The following is a 15925-nucleotide window of genomic DNA, read 5'->3' as shown; positions in this document are numbered from 1 at the left end:
TCCGCGTCTTGTCTTTATTAATATTATAGGTATCACAGTATGACAACTGCGTTAATCGGTTTTGCCATTCTACTGTTACTGATTGTTGTTGTGAGGATACCCATTGCCTTTTCAATGGGTATTGTAGGCTTCTTTGGTTTTGCGGCAGTTCAAGGGCTGACCTTCGATAACATCGCTGACTTTAATTGGAATTCGTCGCTTAGTATGGCGTCGAAACGAATTGTGGATACGGCTCAGGAATATAGCCTGTCAGTCATTCCTTTATTTATTTTAATGGGTAATCTGGTAACGAAATCCGGATTATCGCAAGAACTATACCGAGCGTCTTATGCTTTTTTAGGGCACCGTAAAGGTGGTCTGTCTATGGCGACTGTCGTTGCTTGTGGTGGTTTCTCTGCTATTTGCGGATCGAGCTTAGCTACTTCTGCGACGATGGCGAAGGTAGCTATGCCGCCGATGCGTAAGTACGGTTACGCTGATTCTTTAGCGACAGCTTCTATCGCCGCTGGTGGTACTCTGGGTATTTTGATTCCGCCTAGTGTTATCTTGGTTATTTATGGTTTGTTAACGGAAACCAGTATTCGAGAACTGTTTGCGGCAGGTTTTATTCCAGGCTTTCTGGGTATTCTGCTTTACTTAGCTGCGGTTCGTTGGGTTGTATGGCGCAATCCTGAAGCGGGCCCTTGTGGTGAAAAGTTTACTTGGAAAGAGCGCCTTCAGGCTCTAAACGGTGTATGGGGTGTTTTGATCCTGTTTACTGTAGTAATGGGTGGCATCTATTTAGGTATCTTTACGCCAACAGAGGCGGCAGGTATCGGTGCCGGTGGCGCATTTGTTATCGCTTTGGCGCGTCGTTCTCTTAGTTTTGGCAGTTTGTTCGATATTCTGACCGATACCGCTCGTACTTCAGCGATGTTGTTTGCTGTTTTGATCGGTGCATTGATATTCTCAAACTTCATCAATCGGGCAGGTCTTCCTGCTGATTTATTGACCTTCGTGTCTGGGCTGGATGTCTCTCCGATGATGGTGATTTTTGCCATCTTGTTGATCTACATCGTGCTAGGCATGGTTTTTGAAAGCCTTTCGATGTTGCTATTAACTGTACCAATTTTCTTCCCTTTGGTGCAGAGCTTAGGTTTTGACCTAGTATGGTTTGGAATTGTTGTCGTAGTTGTAACAGAGATCAGTCTGATTACTCCACCGGTGGGGATGAACGTATTCGTTTTAAGTGCGGTGTTGCCCGATGTGAAGGCTTCAACCATTTTTAAAGGGGTTACGCCTTTCTGGTGTGCTGACATATTCCGATTATTGCTGATTACGCTGGTAGCGCAGATTTCGCTGTTTCTTCCTGAGCTGCTCTATCGGTAAGTTAACTAATTCAAGGGTGCGAAGGCACCCTTTTTTCTTCGCGACAGATGGTTGTTACATCTAAGATTAATGAGGTGCTTTTATGTTACCTGATGTAAAAAAAATTGTTTACGCTTCCGATATTGAAGAGGGATCCCGCCCTGCTTTTCGGGCAGCAGTTAGTATGGCTGGGCACTACAATGCAGAGATTACCTTTTTACATGTAATTGAGCCTTTGAGTGCCTCTGCAAAAAACTTACTTAAGACCATGATGAATGATGAATCTCTTAATGAGATGCATCAAGAAAGCGTCAACAACCTAAAGAACAAACTGGTTGAGCGGATCGAGCGTTTTTGTAGCTCGGAGTTAGATGACAACGAAAAAATGCGTGATGATCAAGTTATCCCTCGTGTGGAAGAGGGCGTTGCTGAAAAAGTGATTCTTCGGGTAGCGGATGAAATCAATGCAGACTTAATTGTCATGGGTACTCGTACCCACTCCAGTGTTGAGCAATTCTTTTTAGGCTCGACAGCCAACCGGGTTATGCAGCGTACTAAACGACCTGTACTGATTATCCCGCTTAAATGATTTAATTCCTTAAAGGAAACAATATTGTTCTTTTTAGGTGGTTATTTAGAAACAATGATTTCTGTATTCTAGTTGTCACAACATGGCTCAGCAAGGCAATATCTGGCTGAGCCATTCTATGCTGCTAACTATATAATCAGAATTGACGGTAGGTATTAATTATGGCGAAGAAGCCTTTTGCATCCTCAGCGGATCTTGGCGTGAAAGTAGAAACCCTAGAAGTTCTGGCGGATGGTGTATATGCCCTGACGGCTGAGGGTGACCCAAACGTTTGTGCTATTGAAGCGGAAGATTTCATCATCGCATTTGAAGCTCGTGCAACGCCAAAAGCAGCTAACGACTGGTTAGAGCAGCTGCGTGAGCATACTGATAAGCCGGTTAAATACCTTGTGCTATCTCACTATCATGCTGTTCGTGTTCTGGGTGCATCTGCCTATAAAGCAGAATCTATTATTGCGCATGAGAAAACCAAGTTCTTGATTGAAGAACGTGGTATGCAAGACTGGGCAAGCGAATTTGGTCGTATGCCGCGCTTATTCCGTGAGCCAGATGGTATTCCCGGTTTGACTCACCCAGATATCGTATTTAATGATCGTATGGAAATTCCATTAGGTGGCGATCGTGGTAGCTTGATTCTGGAGTATTGTGGCCGCGGTCATACTGCAGGTGATATCGTTGCGTGGATTCCTAAGCACAAAATCTTATTTGCTGGTGATTTGGTTGAGGCAGCAGCGGCTCTCTATACCGGGGATGCATTCCACTTTGATTGGTCTACAGAGACACTGGATAAAGTAAAAGCTTATGAAGCTGAAATTTTAGTTGGTGGTCGTGGTGCGGTTGCTCGCGGTCGCGACGAAGTGGATGCGGCTATCGAGCAAACCCGAGGCTTCCTGACCGGTATGATCGAGAAAGTTGGTGAGGTTCATAAGCGCGGTGGTAGCGTGAAAGAAGCGTTTGAAGCCACCCATGAGCATCTGAATCCTAAGTTTGGCATGTGGCCAATTTTTGAACACTGCCTACCATTTGACGTACAGCGTCTATGGGATGAATTTGAAGGCATTGATTGGCCACGCATCTGGACAGATGAGCGTGATCAAGAAGTGTGGGATAGCTTACAGGACTAAGCCTAAACGGCTTAATTTGAGAATAGTTCCTTCCTTTAGGCTCTTTCATTTGAAAGGGCCTGATTTTTTCCATCCAAATCAAACCGTTGTAACTTTTCCTAACACTTGTTACGTTGAGCTGATTGCTAATCGCATTGAGCGAGGTGTCTATGGATGTTCTATCGGCCATGAGCGTTTATGTACGTGTTGTGGATCTCAAAAGCTTTTCTCTGGCTGCATCAGAGCTAGGTATCTCTAGTTCTTCTGTCAGTAAGCAGGTATCACAGCTGGAGCAGCATGTCGGTGCTCGGCTGTTGCAGCGCACTACTCGGCGTTTGTTTGTAACAGAGGTTGGCGCGGCTTATTACGAAAAGTGTCAATCAATCCTATCAGAGGTAGAAGAGGCTGAGAATCTTGTATCTCAGTTGCAAGGTAACCCTCGTGGTACGCTGCGTATCACCTGTAACATGACCTTTGGTCAAATGCAGCTCTCAAAAGCGATACCGGAGTTTATGAGCCTTCATCCTGATGTGCAGGTTGATATTACGTTGGATGATAGGCCTCCTGACCTTATCCGTGATGGCTTTGATATGGCGCTGAGGATAGCGGACCCTCAGCTGCCTGATTCCAGTATGATTGCGCGTGAGATATCTAAGATCCCGATGTATATCTGTGCAACCCCCGAATATTTGAAAACCCATGGGCATCCGCAAACAGCAGAAGATCTAAAAAAACATAATTGTCTGATTTTTGTGCATGCAGCGAATGCTAATCAATGGTCTTTGGAGCGAAAGGGCAAACGCTGTACGGTACAGGTGAGTGGAGATTTAAAAGCCAATAACAGCCTCGTGGTAAGAGAATCCGTACTGCAGCACAGGGGGATTGCGAATCTAGCTGACTTTGTGATCGCTCGCTTTGTGGAGTCAGGGGATTTAGTACGTGTGTTCCCCTCTTATGAACCTGAGCGTTTATCTATCTTTGCGGTCTACCCAGATCGAAAATTTATCTCTCCTAAAGTCAGCTCTTTTATTGAGTTCTTTAAGGTGTGGCTCGATAAGCACTCTAATGCAGACCTATGGTCGGGTGTGGATTGATGACTAAAAGTGCGGATTTAGTCAGTTAATGCTACTGACATGCGCTTTTTTGTTTCGAATTTAGAAAGAATCTTATTCAACCGCGGCCGATTATCAAAGCCTGGCTTTAGGGTATCGTTGTATTAGAAAGATCGATGTTGAAATGGAATCTGATAAAAAGAAACGAGAGCCTTACTCATGCTGAATACTTACACCTTTCCCGAATTTGATTACCAAAGGTCGCCCGATCAGGATGCGGCTAAACCTGTAAAACATCCTGTCGTTGTTGTAGGAGCTGGCCCTATGGGTTTGGCAGCCGCAGTGGACTTTGCGCAACATGGCGTTCCGGTTGTGGTTCTGGATGATAATAACACGGTGAGTGTTGGTTCTCGTGCGGTTTGCTACGCAAAACGCTTTTTAGATATCTCTGACCGCTTAGGGGTTGGGCAGCGCCTAGTTGATAAAGGCGTTACATGGAACATTGGTAAAGTGTTCTTAGATGATGAACAGATTTATAGCTTTAATATGTTGCCTGAAGAGCATCATCGTCGCCCGGGCTTTATCAATCTTCAGCAGTACTACCTTGAGGAGTACTACGTCGATCGTATCGCTGAGTTGGATAAAGCGGATCTGCGTTGGAAAAATAAAGTCGTCAATATTAAAGAAGAAAACGATGCTGTTATCCTGACAGTCGATACGCCTGAAGGTGAGTACCAGATCCAAGCGGATTATGTGGTGGCCTGTGATGGTGCCAATTCAAAAGTGCGTGCAATGTGCGGCTTAGAATCAAAAGGGCAGATCTTCCAAGATCGCTTTTTGATCGCTGATGTTGTTATGGATCCTAAAAAGTTCCCGCCTGAGCGTTGGTTCTGGTTTAACCCGCCTTTCCACGAAGGACAATCGACACTCTTGCATCGTCAGGCTGATAACGTATGGCGTATCGACTTTGATTTGGGTTGGGATGCCGATCCTGAAGAGGAGAAAAAACCTGAAAATATCATTCCTCGTGTTAAAGCCTTTTTAGGGGAAGATGTTGAGTTTGAGTTGGAGTGGGCATCGGTATATACCTTTACCTGCCGTCGTATGGATGAGTTCCGTCAAGGGCGTATCTTCTTCGCAGGGGATGCTGCCCACCAAGTGTCACCATTTGGTGCTCGTGGTGCTAACTCAGGAATTGAAGATATTGATAACTTGGTGTGGAAGATCAAACTGGTACTACAAGGTAAAGCACCAGCGTCATTATTGAATAGCTATTCGCCGGAGCGGGTTTTCGCCGCTGATGAGAACATACTCAACTCTACGCGCAGTACTGATTTTATTACGCCAAAAAGTGCTGTAAGTCGTGTTTTCCGTGATGCAGTGCTTAAGCTTGCGAAGAACTATAACTTTGCACGCCCTTTGGTAAACAGTGGTCGTTTATCTGTTCCGCCGTTTTTGACCGAATCTCCGCTAAACACAGAAGATACCTCAGTATTTAACTGTAAAGTTGTACCGGGTGCACCTTGCACAGATGGCCCTGTTATTCGTAACGGTCAGAATGACTTCTTATTAAGCTGTGTGGGTAATGAATTTAATGGTTTATTGTTTGTAGAAGGGCGTCAGGATCTTACACCCTCCTTGATCGATGAACTTGGTCAGCTTGCTACTCAAGAAGTGCCGGTCAAAACGTTTGTGATAGCAACTCATGAGATGGATGTTAGTTTACCAGCGGGGGTTGAACTGCTGGTAGATCAAGTAGGTGCAGTCAACCAGCGCTTAGATGCAAAGCCTGGAACCTTCTATCTTACACGTCCTGATCAGCTGGTCACTGCGCGTATGCGTCAGTTTGATAAAGCAGCGGTTGTTGCAGCACAAAATAAAGCACTGGGTAAGTAATCGGAGATAATCACTATGACCAAGTTAATTACAGAACCAAATTTACCACGCCCCGATGACTTTTATCAGGTGCTCATGGATATGCACCGTGACTTGAGTGATGAACAGAGTGCAGATGTGAATGCGCGCCTTATACTGTTACTCAGCAACCACATTGGTGATCAACGCGTACTTGAAGAAGCGATGCATATTGCACGAGAGCATATTGCCTAAATAGTTTTGCGTTAGTAATAAAGCCCGGCTCTATGCCGGGCTTTAGTGTTTTTTGTAAATAGTATATTTAAGAATACTCCCTAGAGGATAACGTATGATTCTATATGATTATTGCCGCTCTTCGGCAGCGTATCGGGTGCGTATCGCACTTAACTTAAAAGAGCTAAGCTACGAACAAATACCCGTTAATCTTGTATCTGGCGAGCATCGGGAAGCGATCCATCAAGAAAGAAACCCTCAAGCATTAGTGCCAGTGTTGGAGGATCAAGGGATGCAGATTACCCAGTCACTCGCCATCTGTGAGTATCTGGATGAGGCATATCCTCGTAGTATTGCGTTGGTGCGGGGAACCCCAGTAGAAAAAGCACAGCAGCGCAGCTTTGCGCAAGCGATTGCGTGTGATATTCATCCTGTCAATAATTTGCGGGTTTTGCAGTATTTAGTGGGCGAAATGGGCGTTGATGAAGAGAAAAAAATGCAGTGGTACCATCACTGGATACACAAAACCTTTGCTGCACTTGAAACCATTTTAGAAAACAGAGAGGAGCAAACAGATTTTTGTTTTGCTCAGCAACCAACGCTGGCAGATGTCTGCTTAGTTCCCCAAGTGTTTAATGCTAACCGCTTTCAGCTTGATATGTCCGCTTATCCGTTGATTACTCAAATCAACGATCGTTGCCAAAGTTTAGACGCTTTTGCAAAGGCGCACCCGAACCTTCAGCCCGGGGCGTGATCTCTATTCTTATACTCTAATCGGACTCGGCCATGGATTGCATCGCTTCTTTGGCCCAGTCCATCGCTTCGCGGTAGGAACTCTCGTAAATATCGCCATCAAAGTCCATGGGTAAGAGATCCCAGTCTCCCGCCTCATAATGGATGACGTTGCTCAATACTTGACCAATTGCACCTTTGCCTTCACGAATTGCCTCTTTAATGTCATCCCCTAAAGGCACCTCTTCCAGCATTTGGTCTTGAGGTAGATCCAATAATGCATGTAGTCCCGACATCATACCTGCCATAAAGTAGCTAGAGGCATTGCTTTGCTTTTGATGCTCAGCGACTTGTTCAGCCATTCTGCCGCGGATGAGTAGTGTGCGGGATAACTCCTCCGGTTTGTTAGAGTTTGCGGACATGGCAATTAGGGTTGCCCATTTTTTAATCTGAGGAATCCCTAATAAAACAACGGCTTCTGAGATAGACTCTACCTTTCGAACTAACGAATACGCGGCAGAGTTCACGATGCGTAATAGCTTATAGGTGAGTACAGGATCTCGAATAATTAGATCTTCAAGCTCTTCGGGTTTGGCGTTAGGATTTTGCAATGCCTGAATAAGCTGCAAAAGTGTGACTTGGCCTGCATCAATTTTGCGACCTTTGATAACTTTAGGGCGACTTAAAAAATGGCCTTGGAATAACTTAAATCCAAGTTGCACACACTCTTCAAGCTTCTCATGAGTTTCGATTTTCTCAGCCAGAAGTGTAACTTTGAATGGCTTGATGATCTGGATGAGTTTTTTGAGTTCATCTAACGAATGCTCCAGAACGTCAATCTTAACGATATGCGCCATCTCAAGGAGTGGATCAAATTCGGGGCTATAGACAAAATCATCCAAAGCGATGCGATAACCTTCATTCACCAAGTTTCGCACCCCTTGAATGAAGGCTTCATCAACGGTTGCGTCCTCAAGTAACTCAAGCACAATCTGCTTTTTAGGGAGATCTGGTATATTTCCGCCGACAACAATGTCATATGTAAGATTGATAAAAGCGGGTACACGCTTTACCTCACCCTGATCTGAGATCGAGGTATAAGCGTTTAGTAAAATATCACTGGTTGCGTGACTATTTCTAAAGACGGCATGTTCCTCAGATCCTTCTGTTCGATAAAGTAGTTCATAAGCAACAACCCGTTGCTGTTGATCAAAAATAGGTTGCCTTGCCATTAATATTTGGCTGTCTGTCATCGGTGTACTCATCAAATGCGTTCCTGCAAAAATCACAACACCAGTTTAGACCGCCAAGCACGGTTGTGCCATTCCCCCTTTGAAAAATATCACCTCCAAAAAGTGACCTAACTGTTATAATGCTGCCAACTGATCTAGGAGAGAGATATGTCGATCAATTGGTTTCCCGGCCATATGCACAAAGCGCGTAAAGAAATAGCCAAAGTCATGGATGAAATTGATGCCGTGATAGAGGTACTGGATGCGCGTTTGCCGTTGTCGAGCGAAAATCCATTGGTCGAATCACTGCGTAAGGGCAAGCCGGTACTTAAGATTCTGAATAAGAGCGATCTGGCAGATCCTGTTAAAACTCAGGCCTGGCTGGACTATTTTAATAGCCAAGAGGGGATTAAAGCGATCTCCTTGTGCCAGGAAGAGAAAAAAGTGATCCAGAAAATCCCAGACTTTTGTAAGCAAATGGTGCCCACGCGTGCCAATCATGACCGACCAGTAAGAGCCATGATTATGGGCATACCTAATGTCGGTAAGTCTACGCTGATCAATGCCTTGTTAGGACGACGTATTGCCAAAGTGGGCAATGAGCCAGCCGTGACTAAAAATCAAAAGCGCTACACCCTTAAAAACGGTATGGCTTTATCGGATACGCCGGGGTTTTTATGGCCTAAGATAGAGGATATCGACTCTGGTTATCGCTTGGCTGCCAGCGGCGCTATTCGTGATACAGCCATTGAGTATGAATTGGTCGCCACTTATGCGGCGCAGTTTATGTTATCCGATTACCCAGATCGGCTGCTTGAGCGCTATAAGTTAAAAGCGCTTCCGCTCTCGGATAATGAGTTGCTTGACGAAATTGGTCGCAAGAGAGGTGGGTTAAGGCCGGGTGGCGTCATTGATCGCCATAAAGCATCTGAAGTGCTTTTGCACGATATGCGATCCGGTAAACTTGGGCCAATCACTTTTGAAACCGTTGAAGAGTGGCTTGTTAAAGCGGCCGAAGCCGAGCGGTTGCGGATAGAGGCCGAAGAAGCTGAAGCACTTGAAGCTCAGCAAAAAACACAACGCTAACCTTTGGGTTGCTAAAGCAACCCCTAGTCCCATGTATAGATAGGCAAATAAAAGCATGTCTCGAATTAAGAAAAAACGTAGCTTTGTCAGGCAGTATCTTCCTGCTGAAAAGCAACCTAGTAAAGCAGAACTGTTAGTAGATGACGAAAGCTATGAAAGCCGCAAAAAGCGCGCTTTAGAAAAGAAGAAAAAGCACAAGTCAGTGTATGAAAAAGAGCGGGAAAAGCAATTAGCCGAGCAATCGGAGCCTGTAAAGTCAGCATCGCGGGGTGGGCGTCTTGCCGACAAAATAAAGGCGCTTAATGCCAAAAACGCCAAACAAGAAAAAACCTCAGACGAATAATTCTGATCCTCAAGAGACATACTCCTGTGAAATATGATGTTGTTGTGATTGGTGCGGGCGCATCAGGGCTGATGTGCGCAGCGACGGCTGGATATCGCGGCCGCTCTGTTCTGGTGATCGAACACACCAAAAAGATTGGCAGGAAGATTCTGATGTCAGGGGGAGGGCGTTGTAATTTTACGAATATTCACAATGATGCTTCGAATTTTATCTCAGAAAATGCACATTTTTGTCGATCGGCACTGAGCCGCTATCGTGTTCAAGATTTTATCGATTTGGTAGAGCGTCATGGTGTTGAGTACCATGAAAAGACGCTAGGTCAGTTGTTTTGCAATGAATCAAGCAAAGAGATCCTGCAAGTTTTAATGACAGAAGCCGAATGGGCGGGTGTCGAGATACAAACAGAACTCACTGTTAATTACGTTAAAAAGGCCGAAAACGGCTATCTGCTAAAAACCAGCCGGGGGGATATTGTTGCCGGATCGCTCGTGATTGCAACCGGAGGTCTCTCCATTCCCAATGGTGGTGCAACCCCTTTTGCCTACGAAGTTGCCCGCCAGTTTGGAATGGAAGTGCTGCCTACCCGAGCAGCGCTGGTACCTCTAACGTTACAACCTGATCTACTCGTCCCCCTCAAGCCTTTATCGGGGGTGTCTCACCCTGTAGAAGTCAGTTGCGGGGGCACCTCGTTTAAGGAGAGTATGCTCTTCACTCATCGTGGCCTCAGCGGGCCAGCGATTTTGCAAATCTCCTCCTATTGGGAGCCTGGTCAAGCTATCAGCATTAACCTCTTTCCGGAAGAGGACTTACTGGGTTGGCTTAAAGTGCAGCGTCAAGAACGCCCAAAAGCAGATGTTGCTACCATCATGTCGCAGAAAATGAGTAAGCGCATGGCGCAAATTCTCTGCGAACTCTTTAGCTTTAGTGGCAACATGGCGGATTTAAGCAACCAAACCCTTGAGCAAATCACGACCGCTTTTACCAAATGGCTGATCAAACCCTCAGGAACCGAAGGCTACCGTACCGCCGAAGTCACTCTAGGGGGGATCTCAACTAAAGAGGTCTCCCAAAAAACCATGGAAGCTAATAAAGCCGCGGGCCTCTACTTTATCGGTGAATGCCTTGATGTAACGGGCCATTTAGGTGGCCACAACTTTCAGTGGGCTTGGGCGAGTGGCTTTGTCGCAGGGCAAGCAGTTTGATATTACGTCTACAGTTGACAAGCCTGTCGCATCTGATAAATTGGCCCAGTTACTAACCAACCTCGCACTGGAGGGCAAACATGATTGTAGTCAAACCCTTCCGGGCAGTTAGCTGAAATAACTATTTCACTGCCCGGTTTATAAAGCCGGGGCTCTTTAGCCCCCGATGAATTATTTATCGGACGTTACTTAGGTAAACGTCAGGGGTTTCTATGACTACAATTTATACGCTTTCCCAATTGGGATGGTCGCCTTTTTTTCAGCAACAGCTTTCTCTGGATGAATGCGAAGCCTGTGTTCCTGCTAGAGTTGTCTCTCAGCATCGATCTTATTTAGTGCTTTATACCGAAAGGGGCAAACAGGAATTACCCTTGTTGGCATCCATGCCTATATTGGCAGTAGGTGATTGGGTTCTCTTAACGGTTGACGGCGCTTTTCATAGGCAGTTAGACCGCTTGTCCATCTTTTCTCGTAAAGCACCTGGACGAAAGGTTTCAGAGCAGTTAATTGCATCAAATATCAATACCGTGTTCATCGTTGTAGCGTTAAATCAGAATTTTTCGCTGAACAGGATTGAGCGTTATTTGGTTTTGACCAAAGATGCTGGTGCAGAAGCAGTGATTGTGTTGACTAAATCTGATTTGTGCGATGAGCCTAGTAGCTATGTTAATCAAGTCCAGGCTCTCGATCCTATGCTTATGGTTGAAGCTTTAGACGCGCGCGATGCATGTTGTACTGAGGTACTTGAGCCTTGGTGTCGTGCCGGAAACACAGTGGCTGTGTTAGGTTCCTCCGGTGTAGGTAAGTCCACCTTAGTTAATACACTCCTAGGTGAGGTAACGCAGGCGACTGCTTCAGCACGAGAAGCGGATGATAAGGGACGACATACCACAACAACGCGTACACTTCATCTAATGAAGACTGGCGGTATCTTATTAGATACGCCGGGTATGCGTGAGTTACAGTTGGCGGATTGCGAGTCCGGCATTGATGAGACGTTTTCTGAAATCTCAGAGTTGGCTTCTCAATGCCGGTATAGTGATTGCCAGCATCAGTCTGAGCCAGGGTGCGCTGTCCAAGAGGCTATTCGAGCGTCAAAGTTTGATGAGCGTCGTTTACGAAGCTATCAGAAACTAAAACGTGAGCAGGCTCATAACGGAGCTAGCCTTGCTGAAAAGCGAGCTAAAGATCGTTCATTCAGTCGGCATGTGCGCTCTGTCATGAATGACGTAATACAACGCAAGAAAGGTTAGGGGTAACCCTGCTCTTTGTGAGGTTTTACAAAGAGCAGGGCCTTCAGTGGAAGGTTAGTTGCTTTGATATGAGAAAATGGCGCAAAATACAAATAGCGTTAACTTCCAGCCATGCCCCGTAGTGGAGATATCAATGCCTGTAAAACGAGTGGCTATTCTAAGCTACCCTCATGTTGCTCTGTTTGAGTTGGCTTGCGCGGTAGAGTTGTTTGGTTTACCCCGTCCAGAGTTTGGGTCTTGGTATCGGTGTGATGTTGTTACGTTTGAAGAGGGCGCATTAGAAACAACAGCAGGCTTATTGCTGCAGTCACGAAAGGTGAAAGATCTGGCAGATTACGACATGTTAGTTGTGCCGAGCTGGCCAGTAAATTCAGAGATGATTTCGGCTGAAATTGCTGAGTCTATCGGCGCTTTTCATACCAGCGGCAAGCGTATTTTATCTTTTTGTTCAGGTGCGTTTTTGCTGGCTGAGCTAGACATCTTTGAAGATAGATCAGTAACCACGCATTGGCGTTATGCGGATATTTTTAAATCTCGCTTTTCGCATCTGAACTATGTGGATGATGTCTTATATATCTATGATGGGCGAGTGGGGTGCTCAGCCGGTAGTGCTGCTGGTATTGATTTAGGACTTGAGATTATTCGCCAAGACTTTGGTTATGCAGTTGCGAATCAGGTGGCGAGGCGTTTAGTGGTTTCGGCTCATCGTCTGGGTGGGCAGTCCCAATTTGTGGAGACTCCTATTCTGGAAGTACCGAATCAGTTCTCTGAAGCGATCGATTGGGCGCTTATTCATCTGAAAGAGGATATTGATGTTAACGATCTCGCCTCACGTGCAAATATGTCGCGGCGCACGTTTGACCGAAAGTTTCGTTCCAGTTTCAATTTGAGTCCTAAGGCATGGTTAATTCAGCAGCGCTTAGAGAAAGCAAAACGTTTACTCGAGAGTGATATTATCAGTGTAGAAAAAGTGGCGGATATGAGTGGTTTTGATAACGCGACCACCCTGCGTCACCATTTTAGAAAGCAGTTAAGTATCTCTCCGGTACAGTATCGGCAACAATTTGCAGCGCAAACCGAATCATGAGTTTGAAAAAGGCCTGTAGGGTAAACAGGCCATTGCGTTGTTCGTCCGAGTGCTTAGCGAGGCTTAAACAGCCTTAAGCGATTTGCATTACCAACCACTGTCGCTGATGAAAAGGCCATAGCGGCACCTGCAATGATAGGGCTCAACAATAGGCCGGTAAATGGGAATAGGACACCGGCGGCAATTGGGATGCCTAAGCTGTTATATAAGAAAGCACCCAACAAGTTCTGTTTGATATTTCTTAAGGTAGCATTAGAGAGCGCGATGGCATCCACAACGCTATGTAACGAGTTACGAATTAAGATCATGTCGGCACTTTCGATGGCGACATCCGTACCTTGACCTATAGCGAAACCAACATCGGCTTGAGCTAAGGCTGGCGCGTCATTAATTCCATCACCCGCCATGGCGACGATCTCGCCTTGTTGTTGATATTGCTTGACATGATTCGCTTTGTCTTCTGGCAGTACTTCGGCGATATAATCCTGAATTCCTACGTGGGAGGCTACCGCTGCGGCTGTTTGCTGATTGTCGCCTGTCATCATAACGATTTTAATGCCTTTATCTTGTAGCCGAGTGATGGCAGCGAGCGCGTCTTCTCGGATAGGATCGGATATAAAGATCAGGCCGAGTAGCTCCTTCTCGTTTGCAATAAAGACAGGGGTTTTACCTAGTTTTGTTTGCTGGTGGAACAGCGCTTCACTGGCAGTGATGTCTATCTGCTTTTCTTCCATAAAAGCACGATTACCTAAAATGAGCGATTGCGCTTGTACTATGCCACTAACCCCTTTACCGGTAATGGAGATAAAGTTATCGACAGGGTAAAGCGCGATGCCGAGTGACTGTGCTTGGTTAACAATCGCTGCGGCCAAGGGGTGTTCAGAGCGCTGTTCCAAGGAAGCAACTAAGCCAAGCAGCTCGTTTTCGCCGAGCTTAGAGAAGCTTTGAATACTATCAACACTAGGGCGGCCTTCTGTAATGGTGCCTGTTTTGTCCAGTACCAGTGTGGTGATGTTTGCCGCTGTTTGCAAAGCTTGGGCATTGCGAACCAGCACGCCATAGTCGGCGGCTTTACCGACGCCCACCATCACAGACATGGGTGTTGCTAGACCTAAAGCACAAGGGCAGGCGATGATAAGGACGGTCATGGCTGTAACCAGCATATAAGCAATGCGAGGCTCAGGGCCAAACAGATACCAAATCAGCGCTGTTAATACACTGATTACAATGACAGCAGGGACGAAGATGCCAGATATCTTATCAGCCAGATGAGCGATTTCTGGTTTGCTGTTTTGTGCTTGGCGAATCATAGCGATGATACGACTTAAAGCGGTATCTTCACCGACATGGACAGCTTCGACTAACAGGCTGCCAGATGTATTTAATGTGCCGCCTGACACTGCGTCGCCAACCTTCTTTCCGGCAGGTAGTGGCTCGCCGGTGAGCATGGACTCATCCACATAGCTTTCTCCCTCGATAACAAGAGCATCTACAGGAATCTGCTCTCCGGGCCTAATGCGGATAAGGTCGCCTTGGTTAATCAGTTCTAAAGGCAGTTCTTGCTCTTTATCGTCTTTCACTACTCTGGCTGTTTTGGGTTGAAGATCGAGCAGTCTTTCTACCGCGTCAGAGGTGTGGCTTCTGGCGCGAAGTTCAAGGGCCTGTCCAAGATTGACCAGACCAATAATCATGACGGCGGCCTCGAAGTAGACGTGTCGAGCGCCGTCAGGGAATAGATCTGGCATAACAACGACCAGCATAGAGAATAACCAAGCACTGCCAGTGCCTACAGAGATCAGCGTATCCATCGTCGAGGTAGCATTGCGTAACGAAGTTAGCGCACTGATAAAAAAATGACGGCCTGAATAATAGAGGATAGCCAAAGTGAGTAGGCCAAGAATACCCCATAGCCACTGATCTTGTGGCGTATCGACACTCATATCATCCATAAAGAAGCCCGCGATCATCATGGGAATGCCTAGGGCGAGCGCGATACCGGATTGCATCAGCTTTTGGTGATACTGGCGAAGCGCTAAGGCTTTTTGTTCTTTCCGTGCTTCCTCTTCACTGATCACTAAGCGTGCACGATAGCCAATTTCATCTAAAGCAGTAATGACAGAGTCAGGCGTGGCCGAGCCATCAATAATCAGTCTTCTCATCGGGAAATTAACTTCGGCTTGGTTAATTTCGGGGATTTGTGCGACGCGGGCTTCTATTTTTTTAACGCACCCTGCACAGGATACATTTTCCAGCAGTAATGTTGTGCTCATATCCTTACCTCATCATGCCCTAAGAACTTAAGAGGGCGTACAAAAATAAAGTTACATGTTAACGTAGAGAAGAGTTTAGAGGTTACCGTTACGGTAAGGTCAAGAGGGTCTCGGATTAATCAGGTGAAGGTATGAATATTTCCCAAGCAGCAAAATATTGTGGATTGAGCAGTAAGACAATTCGCTTTTATGAGCAGCAAGGTGTTATACCGCCCGCTCAGCGCAGCGCAAACGGCTATAGAACATACAACGAAGTTCAATTGGACAGATTATGCTTTATTAAAAGGGCGAGGGACCTTGGTTTTTCTCTAGAAGATAGTGGCAGCCTACTACAGTTGTCGATGATGCCCAACAGAACCAGTGCACAAGTGAAGGGAAAAGCGGAAAAGCACTTGCAGCAAATAAAAGATCAGATTGCGCAATTACAGAGTATGCAAGCAGTACTTGAAGCAGTTGTAGTGCAGTGTGCGGGTGATGAGGGTACAGCTTGCCCGATACTTGATAAATTGAACGGTTGCGACCTGTGATAGGTATTTGTTAT

The 15925-nt window shown here is 46.0% G+C and carries 15 protein-coding genes; 13 read left to right on the top strand and 2 right to left on the bottom strand.

Annotated elements, in window-relative coordinates:
* The first annotated feature begins 39 nt into the window (after positions 1–39).
* From F0U83_RS09240 to maiA, 7 genes are all read left to right on the top strand, one after another.
* Entirely contained in the window at positions 40–1368 is a 1329-nt protein-coding gene (locus tag F0U83_RS09240; protein ID WP_138988264.1) for a TRAP transporter large permease, read from the top strand.
* A gap of 82 nt (positions 1369–1450) precedes the next feature.
* Entirely contained in the window at positions 1451–1936 is a 486-nt protein-coding gene (locus F0U83_RS09235; RefSeq protein ID WP_138988263.1) for a universal stress protein, read from the top strand.
* A gap of 161 nt (positions 1937–2097) precedes the next feature.
* Positions 2098–3060: an MBL fold metallo-hydrolase gene (locus F0U83_RS09230; protein WP_138988262.1), complete on the top strand. Its 963-nt coding sequence runs from the start codon at positions 2098–2100 to the stop codon at positions 3058–3060.
* A gap of 149 nt (positions 3061–3209) precedes the next feature.
* On the top strand, positions 3210–4133 hold the full coding sequence (locus tag F0U83_RS09225) for a LysR family transcriptional regulator (RefSeq protein ID WP_138988261.1): 924 nt from the start codon (positions 3210–3212) through the stop codon (positions 4131–4133).
* A gap of 177 nt (positions 4134–4310) precedes the next feature.
* Positions 4311–5987 (top strand): FAD-dependent oxidoreductase, encoded by a 1677-nt coding sequence (locus F0U83_RS09220; protein WP_138988260.1) that lies wholly within the window; start codon positions 4311–4313, stop codon positions 5985–5987.
* Between the two features lie 15 nt (positions 5988–6002).
* Entirely contained in the window at positions 6003–6200 is a 198-nt protein-coding gene (locus F0U83_RS09215) for a DUF2783 domain-containing protein (RefSeq protein WP_138988259.1), read from the top strand.
* Positions 6201–6294: 94 nt separating this feature from the next.
* Positions 6295–6933: a maleylacetoacetate isomerase gene (maiA, locus tag F0U83_RS09210; protein WP_138988258.1), complete on the top strand. Its 639-nt coding sequence runs from the start codon at positions 6295–6297 to the stop codon at positions 6931–6933.
* Positions 6934–6949: 16 nt separating this feature from the next.
* Here maiA and F0U83_RS09205 read toward each other — a convergent pair whose 3' ends face one another.
* Positions 6950–8176, bottom strand: coding sequence for an EAL and HDOD domain-containing protein (locus tag F0U83_RS09205; protein WP_246077827.1), 1227 nt, complete (start codon positions 8174–8176; stop codon positions 6950–6952).
* A 135-nt stretch (positions 8177–8311) separates the two neighbouring features.
* Between F0U83_RS09205 and ylqF the strand changes: the two genes are divergently transcribed.
* From ylqF to F0U83_RS09180, 5 genes are all read left to right on the top strand, one after another.
* Positions 8312–9229: a ribosome biogenesis GTPase YlqF gene (gene ylqF / locus F0U83_RS09200; protein WP_138988257.1), complete on the top strand. Its 918-nt coding sequence runs from the start codon at positions 8312–8314 to the stop codon at positions 9227–9229.
* Positions 9230–9284: 55 nt separating this feature from the next.
* Entirely contained in the window at positions 9285–9572 is a 288-nt protein-coding gene (locus tag F0U83_RS09195) for a hypothetical protein (RefSeq protein ID WP_138988256.1), read from the top strand.
* 71 nt (positions 9573–9643) lie between these two features.
* Positions 9644–10774: a BaiN/RdsA family NAD(P)/FAD-dependent oxidoreductase gene (locus F0U83_RS09190; protein WP_246077832.1), complete on the top strand. Its 1131-nt coding sequence runs from the start codon at positions 9644–9646 to the stop codon at positions 10772–10774.
* A 212-nt stretch (positions 10775–10986) separates the two neighbouring features.
* Entirely contained in the window at positions 10987–12027 is a 1041-nt protein-coding gene (gene rsgA, locus F0U83_RS09185; RefSeq protein WP_138988254.1) for a ribosome small subunit-dependent GTPase A, read from the top strand.
* Positions 12028–12160: 133 nt separating this feature from the next.
* Complete coding sequence (locus F0U83_RS09180; RefSeq protein WP_138988253.1) at positions 12161–13114, top strand: helix-turn-helix domain-containing protein; 954 nt, start codon at positions 12161–12163, stop codon at positions 13112–13114.
* 53 nt (positions 13115–13167) lie between these two features.
* On the opposite strand, the gene F0U83_RS09175 is transcribed toward F0U83_RS09180, so the two are convergent.
* Complete coding sequence (locus F0U83_RS09175) at positions 13168–15384, bottom strand: heavy metal translocating P-type ATPase (RefSeq protein ID WP_138988252.1); 2217 nt, start codon at positions 15382–15384, stop codon at positions 13168–13170.
* Between the two features lie 131 nt (positions 15385–15515).
* On the opposite strand from F0U83_RS09175, the gene cueR reads away from it, so the two are divergent.
* Positions 15516–15911, top strand: coding sequence for a Cu(I)-responsive transcriptional regulator (cueR, locus tag F0U83_RS09170; RefSeq protein ID WP_138988251.1), 396 nt, complete (start codon positions 15516–15518; stop codon positions 15909–15911).
* Positions 15912–15925 lie beyond the last annotated feature (14 nt).

This window comes from Neptunomonas concharum (genome assembly GCF_008630635.1).
Lineage (GTDB): Bacteria > Pseudomonadota > Gammaproteobacteria > Pseudomonadales > Balneatricaceae > Neptunomonas > Neptunomonas concharum.
This window is presented reverse-complemented; position numbering and strand designations above follow the sequence as displayed.

Bases quoted from the DNA above. Each gene is read 5' to 3' on its own strand.
- F0U83_RS09240 (WP_138988264.1), top strand. From the start codon at position 40: ATGACAACTGCGTTAATCGGTTTTGCCATTCTACTGTTACTGATTGTT.
- F0U83_RS09235 (WP_138988263.1), top strand. From the start codon at position 1,451: ATGTTACCTGATGTAAAAAAAATTGTTTACGCTTCCGATATTGAAGAG.
- F0U83_RS09230 (WP_138988262.1), top strand. From the start codon at position 2,098: ATGGCGAAGAAGCCTTTTGCATCCTCAGCGGATCTTGGCGTGAAAGTA.
- F0U83_RS09225 (WP_138988261.1), top strand. From the start codon at position 3,210: ATGGATGTTCTATCGGCCATGAGCGTTTATGTACGTGTTGTGGATCTC.
- F0U83_RS09220 (WP_138988260.1), top strand. From the start codon at position 4,311: ATGCTGAATACTTACACCTTTCCCGAATTTGATTACCAAAGGTCGCCC.
- F0U83_RS09215 (WP_138988259.1), top strand. From the start codon at position 6,003: ATGACCAAGTTAATTACAGAACCAAATTTACCACGCCCCGATGACTTT.
- maiA (WP_138988258.1), top strand. From the start codon at position 6,295: ATGATTCTATATGATTATTGCCGCTCTTCGGCAGCGTATCGGGTGCGT.
- F0U83_RS09205 (WP_246077827.1), bottom strand. From the start codon at position 8,176: ATGAGTACACCGATGACAGACAGCCAAATATTAATGGCAAGGCAACCT.
- ylqF (WP_138988257.1), top strand. From the start codon at position 8,312: ATGTCGATCAATTGGTTTCCCGGCCATATGCACAAAGCGCGTAAAGAA.
- F0U83_RS09195 (WP_138988256.1), top strand. From the start codon at position 9,285: ATGTCTCGAATTAAGAAAAAACGTAGCTTTGTCAGGCAGTATCTTCCT.
- F0U83_RS09190 (WP_246077832.1), top strand. From the start codon at position 9,644: ATGTGCGCAGCGACGGCTGGATATCGCGGCCGCTCTGTTCTGGTGATC.
- rsgA (WP_138988254.1), top strand. From the start codon at position 10,987: ATGACTACAATTTATACGCTTTCCCAATTGGGATGGTCGCCTTTTTTT.
- F0U83_RS09180 (WP_138988253.1), top strand. From the start codon at position 12,161: ATGCCTGTAAAACGAGTGGCTATTCTAAGCTACCCTCATGTTGCTCTG.
- F0U83_RS09175 (WP_138988252.1), bottom strand. From the start codon at position 15,384: ATGAGCACAACATTACTGCTGGAAAATGTATCCTGTGCAGGGTGCGTT.
- cueR (WP_138988251.1), top strand. From the start codon at position 15,516: ATGAATATTTCCCAAGCAGCAAAATATTGTGGATTGAGCAGTAAGACA.